General features: G+C 42.3%; 9 protein-coding genes and 3 tRNA genes. All 12 read right to left on the reverse strand.

Features of this window, described 5'->3' with window-relative positions:
• Complete coding sequence (locus tag GT575_RS02835; RefSeq protein WP_243147809.1) at positions 1 to 1,323, reverse strand: hypothetical protein; 1,323 nt, start codon at positions 1,321 to 1,323, stop codon at positions 1 to 3.
• 49 nt (positions 1,324 to 1,372) lie between these two features.
• A complete protein-coding gene (locus GT575_RS02840; RefSeq protein ID WP_161171445.1) occupies positions 1,373 to 1,696 on the reverse strand; it encodes a GNAT family acetyltransferase in 324 nt (107 codons plus the stop codon).
• A gap of 18 nt (positions 1,697 to 1,714) precedes the next feature.
• Positions 1,715 to 3,436: a hypothetical protein gene (locus tag GT575_RS02845; RefSeq protein WP_243147810.1), complete on the reverse strand. Its 1,722-nt coding sequence runs from the start codon at positions 3,434 to 3,436 to the stop codon at positions 1,715 to 1,717.
• Positions 3,437 to 3,546: 110 nt separating this feature from the next.
• A complete protein-coding gene (locus GT575_RS02850; protein WP_055222369.1) occupies positions 3,547 to 5,016 on the reverse strand; it encodes an FHA domain-containing protein in 1,470 nt (489 codons plus the stop codon).
• Between the two features lie 116 nt (positions 5,017 to 5,132).
• Positions 5,133 to 5,203, reverse strand: a tRNA-Cys gene (locus GT575_RS02855).
• Between the two features lie 17 nt (positions 5,204 to 5,220).
• A tRNA-Asn gene (locus GT575_RS02860) sits at positions 5,221 to 5,292 on the reverse strand.
• A gap of 30 nt (positions 5,293 to 5,322) precedes the next feature.
• A tRNA-Ser gene (locus GT575_RS02865) sits at positions 5,323 to 5,410 on the reverse strand.
• 183 nt (positions 5,411 to 5,593) lie between these two features.
• Positions 5,594 to 6,862, reverse strand: coding sequence for a fibronectin type III domain-containing protein (locus tag GT575_RS02870; RefSeq protein ID WP_161171446.1), 1,269 nt, complete (start codon positions 6,860 to 6,862; stop codon positions 5,594 to 5,596).
• Between the two features lie 184 nt (positions 6,863 to 7,046).
• Positions 7,047 to 7,643, reverse strand: a complete 597-nt coding sequence (locus GT575_RS02875; protein ID WP_161171447.1) for a Fe-S-containing hydro-lyase — start codon at positions 7,641 to 7,643, stop codon at positions 7,047 to 7,049.
• Positions 7,644 to 7,661: 18 nt separating this feature from the next.
• Entirely contained in the window at positions 7,662 to 8,504 is an 843-nt protein-coding gene (locus tag GT575_RS02880) for a fumarate hydratase (RefSeq protein WP_055145945.1), read from the reverse strand.
• A 28-nt stretch (positions 8,505 to 8,532) separates the two neighbouring features.
• The gene (locus GT575_RS02885; RefSeq protein WP_015534433.1) at positions 8,533 to 8,808 is read right to left on the reverse strand and encodes a hypothetical protein; all 276 of its coding nucleotides are present in this window, start codon (positions 8,806 to 8,808) and stop codon (positions 8,533 to 8,535) included.
• Positions 8,809 to 9,033: 225 nt separating this feature from the next.
• On the reverse strand, positions 9,034 to 11,592 hold the full coding sequence (gene gyrA / locus GT575_RS02890; RefSeq protein WP_161171448.1) for a DNA gyrase subunit A: 2,559 nt from the start codon (positions 11,590 to 11,592) through the stop codon (positions 9,034 to 9,036).
• Positions 11,593 to 11,603 lie beyond the last annotated feature (11 nt).

Raw genomic sequence — 11,603 nt, forward strand, 5'->3', positions numbered from 1 at the left:
CTATCTGTTCATTATCTCTTTTATAAATTTATACGCACTTATCACATCTGTGTCAAATATATCCAGGCTGTCCCTGTATTCCGGTTTCTCTATCGCTCCTGAATCACAGCCGATATGCATGCTTCCATCACTGTCCCCGCTCCACGCAAGATCAATGCTGTTACCCTTATCATATCCGGTGATCTCCGCATTTTTTCTGAACACGGCATCTCCAACCTGTATACCAAGAATTGCATCACTTCCAGACAATCTAAGCTCCAGCGATGCACTTATACTGACAGGCTTCATGGAATCCATGAGATCGGCTGCCGATATATCCACATCAAACACCACTCCTGTCTCTCCGTCACTGCTCACATCCCTCTTTTTTATCACAAGATGGTTGTCAGAATTGTCAGTAACAGTGAACTCATACGACTGTGCTGTATATTTGTCTCCGTAAAATGTCAGCGACATGCTCATATCCCTGTCGGACACATGATCCGCATACAGCTTGACCAGCTCATTTTTACTGTTCACAGCAAAATAGAGCGTGATATCCCTGCCGTCTAACATTTCATCCACAAATTGCTTTATATCATGTACCAATTCTGCCGTATTGTCAATGGTATCTATCTCCGGTATGTATTTGCCAAACATGTCATACACTTCCTGAAGATCTATATCATGTGTGCCAAAACATTCATCCAGATAACTATAGAAATCATCCACATTGAAGATGACCGAGTACACCTTGCAGTCCTGTGTACTATCCCCAGTAACCACAGTCTGTTTTCCCTCACTCGTACCCTCCATATTGAAGAAATACTTAAGTGTCTTCTGGATAATATCTGTCTGGATATCGTCACCGTTGATGTCCGCATAATTATTTGCAGCCATCCTCATACAGTTCTCATAGGCAGTGCCAAATGAGTACACTGTGTCGCTGTCTATCCCAAGCAGTGATACCACCTGAGAATTGCTCATGTTCGTGATGAGATTGTCAGCGTACTGTATTCTGATTGCCATATCATCTATATATATGAGAGAAGTCCTCTTATTTGCATAGAGCTTGAATGTCTTGTCATCAACTCCTGCCTCCGCAAGAAAATTGTGATCCGAAGCACTTCTCTTCAGCGATATGTCAACGCTGTGATCAGAATTATCCTCAAATGAAAAGCTCTGACTGCCATTTATCATGTTCATACCCATGTCAAATGTGCCATACTGCTGATTCATCTCCGACTCTCTGGAAGAATTGATGGTATTTACCATGGCCTCCACAAGCTTTATCTGAGGTTTTCTCATAAGATGAAAAAAAATAATTGCAACAACTGCTGCCATCAGAATGATGACAGTCGCTGTTATTCCAATTATTCTTTTAAGTAGTTTATTATTGTTTTTTTTGTGCATATGCATCATGATTTTCATTCAACCAGGCTATGGCCTCACACAATCCTTCCTCGGAAAAATCAAACTGCTTCGATCCCTTCTGTTCATCCGGTGTGACCTCAAAACAGAATGGCTCCGGCCATATAAATGCCGTGAGTACAGTCTTTGTCTCCTTCGGTGCATCTTCCTCTGTCTGATCTTTTTCACCCTCCGGCTCAATCTCCACAACATCCTTCTGTATCATGTAACGGATACCCTTGTCACTGCCCTTAAAAGGCCGCGACTTGTAGAATTCCAGAGCCAGCAATTCAGGTCTGTTTATCACATATATCACCCTGTCTCTTTACTTTATTGTGAACGGATATACCTCTATGATCTTCTTGGTCGTCTCATTCTGAAGATACAGATATGTTACACCCTTAGGTGCGCTGTCACCTGATATCTTGACCCATGTTGACCAGCCATCAACCACAGGATCTGAGAATGTTATGACGTCAGACTTGTTTCCATCCGCATACACAACGTATCCCGATATCTTCATAGAGTCATCACCGTCAAATCCAAATGACGTATGAATATATATATCTGATCCATCCTTTGTCTTGATGCTGTTAGATCCCTTATCAAGATCTTTTTCACTGCTGTTTACAAATGATTCTATATTCCACTTCACAAGCTCTGAATACAGCTTCTGAGCCTTCTCGTTGCCGTCGTATCTGAGTTCTCCGAGATATGTCATTGTAGTCTCATTGGCTGCGTTCTTATTTGCATTTGCAAATGCAAGCTTTCCATTTGCTATCTTCTTGGACACATCAGTCTTGACTACCTTCTCATAGTAATCAACTGACTTCTTGTATTCCTTATCCTTGTATGCCTGGGCTCCAAGTGCCTGATAACACTTGTCTTTCTCAGCTACACAGTCCTTGTAATCCTTGTCCACCTTATCATAGCTCTTGATGGCATTCTCGTAATCCTTGTTCTTGTAATACTGCTCTGCCTTCTTGTATGTACACTCACTGGCCTTGTTCTTGTAGTCATCAAATTCTGACTTCATGTACATATCATACGCATCGTCATATTTGCCGCTGTCGAGCAGCTCTGATGCCTTGTTGTAATAGCACTTTGCAAGAAGAGTCTGGGAATCGCTGTACTCCTCTATGGTTGACAGAATACTGATGGCGTCATCGTACTTCTTGGCTGTTATAAGTGCCTCCGCTTTCTTATATGTACACTCGATAACCTTGTCCGATGCATCCTTGTATGAGCCTGCGTTGTTGAATGCATCTATGGCTGCATCGTAGGATGCCGCATTCATCTGATCCATTCCCGCATTGTAATAACACTGATAAGCCTTATCAAATGCGTCATCGCTGCTGAAACTCTCCTCGTCACCGTCAGATGACTTGCTGTAGTTCTCTGCAGCCTTTCTGCTATTGCCTGACTTCTTATAATATTCAGCCGCCTCAAGGTTCTTGCCTTCTTTTTCAAGACCCTCGGCATACTCATAATAAGCGTCTCCGTTTGCCTTTTTATAGGAATCCTTGAATTTTCCAAGATCCTTATACAGTGTCACGGCCTCTTCAACCTTTCCCTGGTCCATGAGGTCGTTGGCCTCGTTATACTTTCTAAACTTTGGAACAAATATAAATGCAAGGACGCCTATAGCGATGACGATAACCACTGGTATAGCTATGAGTGCGGCCTTTGCACCCTTGCTCATACCCTTCTTCTCGCCCTTTTTCTTTATCATTATATCGGCGCCTTCCTGTGGCATTATCTGAGGTTGTGGCATTCCCATCTGAGGCTGCTGCGGTGGCACAGGATTACCCTGTGGCTGCTGCATCATCTGAGGCATGCCCTGTGTTCCGCCTGTCAGGACAGTTGTGCTGTCATCGTCCTCATCGACGTCCGGCTCACTTGTAAGCACAGTTGTGCTGTCGTCAACTTCCGGCTCTATCAAAGGAAATTCTTTTCCACAGACAGGACACTTTCTTACGTTCTCCCCCAATTCACAACCACAATTATCACAATACATATCTCTTCCTCCATCTTGAACTCCAGCCATTCAAAATTTGCCTTCGGCAAATGGCTGGAGCTACATGTCAAGTTTTCATAGAAAACTTGACACATCCCTTACGGATCAACCTGATTTATTACATTTATCGAACTCCATATTTAAGAATTTATCCTGAATATGAACTCCTCGTTTGAAAGCCTTATCACACTGTTATCAGGGATAGCCACATCAACATTGCTGTACACCTGAGTTCCGTTCAGGAATGTATGGTTTGTTGAGTTGTTATCTCTCAGATAATGTGTTCCATTGATACTGGTGATATAGGCGTGTCTTCTACTTATAGACTTGTTTCCTGTTACCTTATAGTCAACACCCTGATCAGCCTTGCCAATACAGAATACCTGTTTATTAATCTGAACGCTCTCACCCGTAGTCTTTCTGGTGAGGGTCGGCTTGCTGCCTGTGACAAGTGTTCTGTTGCTGAACAGTGTTGTAGGTGGCTCCTCATCCGGCTGCTCGCTAAGTCTCTTGGCTTCCTCCGCCTTGAGCTTTGCAAGGCCTGCCTGTCTCTTAGCCTCCTCAGCATTCTTGCGGGCTGCAAATTCTGCCTGCATTCTAGCCTCCTCAGCATGCATCTCCTGCTCTCTGGCACGTCTTATCTCATCTGCATACTGCGATGAAACCTTCTCTGCCCTGATTCGCTCCTCCTCGGCATTCCTGAACATTTCTTCAGCCTTAAGCCTCTCACTGTCATCGGAATTGCCCTGATATGAGTACATATCCTGAGCTGTGAGTACCGCTGTCTGCTCATAATCCTTTGCCTCAGCAGTGACCTTCTGTCTCCATATCTCGGCTTCGACCCTTGCCGCCTCGGCCTTCATACGGGTCTCCTCTGCCTGTCTGGCAACTTCCGCCTGATACTTTGCTTCCTCTATCTGTCTCTTTACCTCATTCTCGGCCTGCATTCTTGCCTCTTCAGCCTTTCTGGCTGCCTCCTCGGCTTTGTGGATTGCAAGCTCTTTATTATTGTCATTTGAAGTGAGTACCTTACTCTTGCCCTTTTCACCCTGTATTATAAGGAGCTGACTTGATGCTCTGAGATCTGACACGAATTCATTGAAATGAAATGCATCAAACTCCCTGTGATCGTTGAAATAATCAACTATCTGGTTAGCACATTCTATGGCTGGTGTGTGTGCATAGACAAATCCTGACAAGATGCTCTTCACGAACTCCCCAATGTCCTTCTTGTCAAATTTGCTTTCAAATGGAAGATACAGAAGCTGTATGGAGAAGTCACTAAATCTCACATACATATAATTCGTATCCCACACTACCTTCTCGGGTGCTAGTCCATTCTGTATGACTGACACAAGCTGCTTGCTTATGCTGAATATGTATTCCACCAGTTCATCCCTGAAAACCGGTTTCTGCATTATCTTACTAAGACTCATATCCCCATCTATTGAGAATTCGAGTTTTCTTTCCCCCTTAACAAACACTTCCCTGCACATGCTTGTGTTGCCTGCAAAAGGCACATTATAGGCATTCATTTCATATTTGCTAATAGGAGTAACCTGATCAAGTTTGTATTCAATTTTTATTGAATCTTTTAAAATTTGAGTCATACCCCACCTCCTACTATTTCAATAGCCAATATACCTCTACAGTATAACAGACAAAAAAAGCATATTCAAGGTTACAAAAAAAGGAAGATATATATTACATATATCTTCCGCTTGAGAGGTGCGAGCCGGATTTGAACCGGCGATGACGGTGTTGCAGACCGGGGCCTTACCACTTGGCTATCGCACCATATTATTTAATTAAAGCTCCCCGAGTAGGGCTCGAACCTACAACCCCTCGGTTAACAGCCGAGTGCTCTACCATTGAGCTATCGAGGAATAACGTCATAAGCATCTCCAAAAAGGAAACGCAGAAGGAGGGATTTGAACCCTCGCGCCGCGCAAACGGCCTACACCCTTAGCAGGGGCGCCTCTTCAGCCACTTGAGTACTTCTGCAAAATGCCTAAATAAAAATCTCCTACCAAAGAGTATTTAATTTTTGACGCTTGTTTATAATACCAAACCTGGCAGTGAATGTCAAGGAGTTTTTACAAGAAAATAATAAGCCAAAAATCGACAAAAAGGCGGATACTTTTTTGTATCCGCCCTCTTATCGTTTTGTAGATGTTTCTTACTATCTTATCTATAGTAGTAACTGCATCTTATATACTCACAAGCCTGTCCTCTGTAGGTCTTTCCTCTTACCTTGACAACAGGGATAACATATACTCCAAATGTAGAATATGCCTTAAGACCTCTTATTGTATAAGAGCTGCTCTTAGCACTTACCTTTTTCTTTATCCATTTTGCATTTGAAGCGTATGGATTCTTTGTATAGTATACAAGATAATACTTTGTATTTGCTACTTTCTTCCATTTAACCTTTGCAGCAGTGCTGCTTACAGAAGTTACATTACTCTTCTTTACACATGCCTGAGGTATGATTGTCTTGAATGCTGACCAATTGCTCCAGCACTTAGCACCACCATTTGCCTCTTTGTATGCACGGATTCTTACCTTGAATCCCTTGTTGTTGATTGCCTTACGAACCTTTGCGTTGTTGATCTTAACGCTGGTCTTTGTTGTAGCCTTTGTTGTGTATAATCTGGTCTTTCCGTTGAGAGAGTAGATCTGAACCTGATATCCTGTAGGATAGTCATAGTTTGGATTTGCCTTCCATCCGATTGTTATTACATTTCCACTCTTAGCTGGACTCCATATAAGAGTTCCTGCCTTTGCATCGGCAACATACTGTGGGTTAACAGGTGCTGAGTAGAGTGTACCTGTTGACTGTCCATAACCAAGTGCTATGTAGTTTGACTCTGATCTCTTATATGAATATACATAATATCCACTGTAGTGGGTTCCGGCCTGTGCAGGTACAGTTGCCTTGTTTGTAGTAACGTTGTACTGAGCCTCAACCTTTGAACCACTGATCTTGGCAACTACATATCCTGTTACACCTGAAACGCTGTTCCACTGTAAACCAATCTTGTTCTTTGTGCCTGAAGTCTGCTTTATTGACTTATAATTTACATTCTCAGGAGTTGTTACAACCTGAAGTGGATCTGACTGTCCAACAAGCTGCTTGTTGACATATGTCTGAACTATTACATAGTATGCTCTGCCGGCCTGAAGATTGTAAATATACTTCTTATTTGATGTTGAAGTATAAGAACTTAATGCCTGATATCCTGAAGATCTATCCTGGGATAAATACACTAAGTATTCCTCTCCATAATTACCGCTCCACTGAACTGTGACACTTGTCTTGGTATCATCTGTCTGCTGAAGATTTGTTACTGCTCTTCCTGATGCTGCCGATGCTGTTATTGTCATTGCAAAGAGCATGATTGACATGATTGCAAGGATCAATAACGATCTGTTGAAAACTTTTTCTCTTCTCATTAAATCTCTCCTTTTTCTTCTTTCCCTTGTTAATACAACAATTAATTTAATATGAGACTAACTCATATTAAAAGTTTAATATATTTTAGTCAACATTATTGTGACTGTAATATTCAACAATTATTTTGTGCATTTTTGCTAATTCATTGTTGAGATTCTGTATACTTTTTATTTTATTCCTGTATTATTTATTCTGCTCAATATAATCTTTTACCGCTGTTTCATACAGGTTGTGTCCCTCTGAATCTATAACCACAATAGCTGGGAAATTCTCCACTGTCATCTTCCTTATAGCCTCTGTTCCGAGATCATCGTATGCAATCACCTCGGATTTCTTGATACATTTGGAGAGAAGCGCTCCTGCACCACCAACGGCTGCCAGATACACAGCCTTGTTGTCGATTATTGCCTGTATAACCTCCGGGCTTCTCTTTCCCTTTCCTATCATTCCACACAGACCCTTGCTGAGAATGAGTGGAGTGTATTTGTCCATTCTGCTACTGGTTGTCGGTCCCGCCGATCCTATGACCTGTCCAGGCTTTGCCGGTGTCGGTCCGAGATAATATATCACATTGCCGTTAAGGTCTATAGGAACTATGCCCTTCTCATATAACTCAGTTCCACTGGCGTCCACGCATCCTGATTCCATGATTGAATCATACATTCTCTTGTGTGCGGCATCCCTGGCACTGTACACTATCCCATCTATATATACATAATCCCCTGCCTTAAGGGTCTTTACCTCTTCTCTGTCAAATGGTGCCTTTATATGTCTATCCATGATGAACCTAACCTCCTCCTATAATACTCTCGTAACGTGTCTGTTCACATGACAGCACATATTAACTGCCAGTGGCATTCCGGCTATGTGAGTGGCATATGTCTCTATGTTCACAGCCAGTGCCGTGGTCTTTCCTCCAAGACCGCCAGGTCCTATTCCGGTGTTGTTGATCATCTCCAGAAGCTCACTCTCTATCCTTGCTATATGCTCTCTGTCTGAGTGAACTCCGACCTTTCTTGTAAGAGCCTTCTTTGCAAGCTTCGCAGCGAGCTCAAAGTCTCCTCCAAGACCCACACCTACAAATACGGGAGGACATGCATTTGGTCCGGCATCCTTTACAGCCTGAAGAACAGCAGCTTTCACACCCTCTTCTCCATCTGCCGGCTTGAGCATGTACACCTTGCTCATATTCTCGCTTCCAAATCCCTTTGGAGCTATAGTTATCTCTATTTTATCTCCCGGAACTATATCATAATGTATGATTGCCGGGGTATTGTCCTTTGTATTTTCTCTGATAAGAGGATCCTTTACCACTGATTTTCTCAGGTATCCGTCAGTGTATCCCTGTCTCACACCTTCGTTTATGGCATCAGTTATGTTCATTCCTTCTATATGTACATCCTGTCCAACATTCACAAAGAAAACAGCCATTCCCGTATCCTGACAGATAGGAATATCATTCTCCTTTGCTATATCCAGATTCTCACATAACTGTCCAAGTATCTGTTTTCCGAGCGGACTGTCCTCAGATTCTACTGAATCCCTGACCGCCTTCTCCATATCCTCAGACAGATTTACATTTGCTTCGATACACATCTCCCTTACATTTCTGGTAATCTCTTCTGCTGCAATAACTCTCATCTCTTCACCGCCATTTTATAAATTTGTTTTAATCATCCAGGAACGTATCATCGTTCTTTTTGTAGTTTGGATCTCTCCTGTTCATGATGAATTTGTATATGTATAACACCACTGTAAATATCGCAACAACTATGATCATCGCCGCCAATATATATATGATGTTCATTATACTGTAAGAAAGTTCAGACGCCTTCTCGGAGCTCTGGAATATCTTGTCCAGTTTTCCCTCCGTTGTTGCCTCTGTAACTGTAGACGCAGCCGTTGTAGCCGCCGATGCCACCACCTGTATCACATTCGCCGTCATGCCTTTTACCCCCAATAATTTTGTTGTATTTTCCCATAATTTCAATCTCTTTATAATAACCTTCAAAATCCTGCGTTCAGGATTATTTTCTCCCAATGTGTAATCCAAGATAAGTATATCATAACGGCTATTTGCACACAATCTGTAAACATCCATGGACATAAAAAAAGATGTACTGTCTTGCATATTACAACACAGTACATCTATCTTTATTTGTGATTATAATTACTCCTCTGAATTACTCTCGGCATCATTCTCCGTATCGTTCTCTACATTCTCTGATACTTCATTTTCTGCTGATTCTGGATTCTCTGAGTCCTCTGCCTCTTCATCTTCATCACTTCTTGCAAGCTTTGCAACAGATGCCACAAATGTGTTGCCATCCTTGCCGATATTCATAAGCTTGACACCTGAGGTTATTCTTCCTATTACAGTTATATCTGAACAATGCATTCTGATCATGATTCCCTCATTGGTCATCATCATAATGTCATGGTCATTTGTCACGGCCTTTGCGCTGACGATGTCACCGGTTTTATCGGTTATCCTGTAACATTTGACACCCTTACCGCCTCTCATCTGAGGGGCAAATTCTGACAGTTCAGTTCTCTTACCCATACCCTTTGTGGTTACGAAGAGAATCTCATCGCCCTGAACATCAAGCTGCATTGCTATGACTTCATCTCCCTTGTCGCATCTTATTCCACGTACACCCATGGATGTACGTCCTGTATCACGGACACATTCCTCATTGAATCTGATACACATACCCTTGGCAGTTACAAGGAATACATCATTCTCACCGCTCGTTGCCTTAACCTCTATGAGTTCATCTCCCTCATTCAGTGTTATGGCAGCCAGACCGGTCTTTCTTATATTCTCAAATGCCTCTATCTTGGTCTTCTTTACAATACCATTCTTTGTAGCCATCATGAGATACTTCTTGTCAAATCCGGCTATAGGGATTATGGCTGTTACCTTCTCACCAGGAAGAAGCTGAAGAAGGTTGACTATCGCAACACCCCTTGCATTACGTCCCGACTCAGGTATCTCGTATCCCTTCATTCTGTATACTCTTCCCATATTGGTGAAGAACATTATGAAGTTGTGGGTATTAGTAAGGAATATCTCATCGATTATATCTTTGTCGATGGTGTTCATTCCCTTGATACCCTTGCCGCCTCTGTTCTGTACCTTGAAGGTATCCTTTGGCATTCTCTTGATATATCCGAGCTTTGTCATGGAGATAACTATCTCTTCTCTCTTGATAAGCTCTTCATCTGTTATATCATCTGAATATGCAGTTATGGATGTTCTTCTCTCATCACCGTACTTGTCAGCTATCGCTGCAAGCTCAGTCTTGATAACTCCAAGAAGCTTATTCTCATCTGCAAGTATCTCCTTGTACTCAGCTATCTTCGCAATAAGCTCATTGTACTCGTTCTCGATCTTCTCTCTTTCCAGACCTGTCAGAGCACGGAGTCTCATATCAACGATTGCTCCGGCCTGTGCCTCGGAAAGTCCAAATCTTTCGATCAGCTTTGCCTTAGCCTCTCCAACATTCTTTGAATTTCTGATGATCGTGATGACCTCATCTATGTTGTCCAGTGCTATGAGATAACCCTGTAATATGTGGGCTCTCTCCTCAGCCTTGTTCAGATCATACTTTGTTCTTCTTGTGACAACATCCTCCTGATGCTTCAGGTAGTATGTGAGCATGTCCTTGATGTTGAGTATCTTAGGTACTCCATCCACCAGAGCCAGCATGATACATCCAAATGTATCCTGGAGCTGTGTGTGTTTGAAGAGCTGGTTGAGTATTACGTTGGCATTGACATCCTTTCTAAGCTCAATGACAACTCTCATTCCCTCTCTTGAAGACTCATCTCTTATATCTGTGATTCCATCGATTCTCTTGTTCTTGACAAGATCGACCATATTCTTTATAAGAAGTGATTTATTTACCATATATGGTAGTTCGGTTACAACAATACGGTGCTTTCCGTTGTTCATTGTTTCGATTTCTGTGATTGCACGTACTTTTATCTTGCCTCGACCTGTTCTATATGCATCGTTTATTCCCTGTCTGCCCAGTATCTGTGCGCCTGTAGGAAAATCCGGACCCTTTACTATGTCCATGATCTCATCTATCTCTGTCTCACGTCCTTCTTCCACTCTGTTATCGATGATCTTTATGGCTGCATTGATAGTTTCCTTTAAATTATGTGGTGGAATATTGGTAGCCATACCTACTGCGATACCTGATGTACCATTTACCAATAGGTTGGGATAACGTGATGGTAGTACCACAGGTTCTTTCTCTGTACCATCAAAGTTAGGTGTGAAATCAACTGTATCTTTGTTTATATCTGCCATCATTTCCATGGATATCTTGGAAAGTCTTGCCTCTGTATATCGCATGGCAGCGGCATGGTCACCGTCGACCGATCCAAAGTTTCCATGTCCATCCACAAGTGGATATCTGGTATTCCACTCCTGAGCCAGCTTTACAAGTGCCTCGTATATTGAACTGTCTCCATGTGGATGATATTTACCCATTGTATCACCGACGATACGGGCACATTTACGGTGTGGCTTATCAGGTCCATTGTTAAGTTCTATCATAGAATGAAGTATTCTTCGCTGAACAGGTTTAAGACCATCTCTTACATCAGGAAGAGCTCTGGCAGCGATAACGCTCATGGCATAATCTATATATGAACGCTCCATTGTTTTTTTCAGACCAACTTCATCTATTTTATCAAAAATCTTATCGTCATCCATTTTTTGATTTC

It is taken from the genome of Coprococcus sp. BIOML-A2 (assembly GCF_009875795.1).
Lineage (GTDB): Bacteria > Bacillota > Clostridia > Lachnospirales > Lachnospiraceae > Coprococcus > Coprococcus aceti.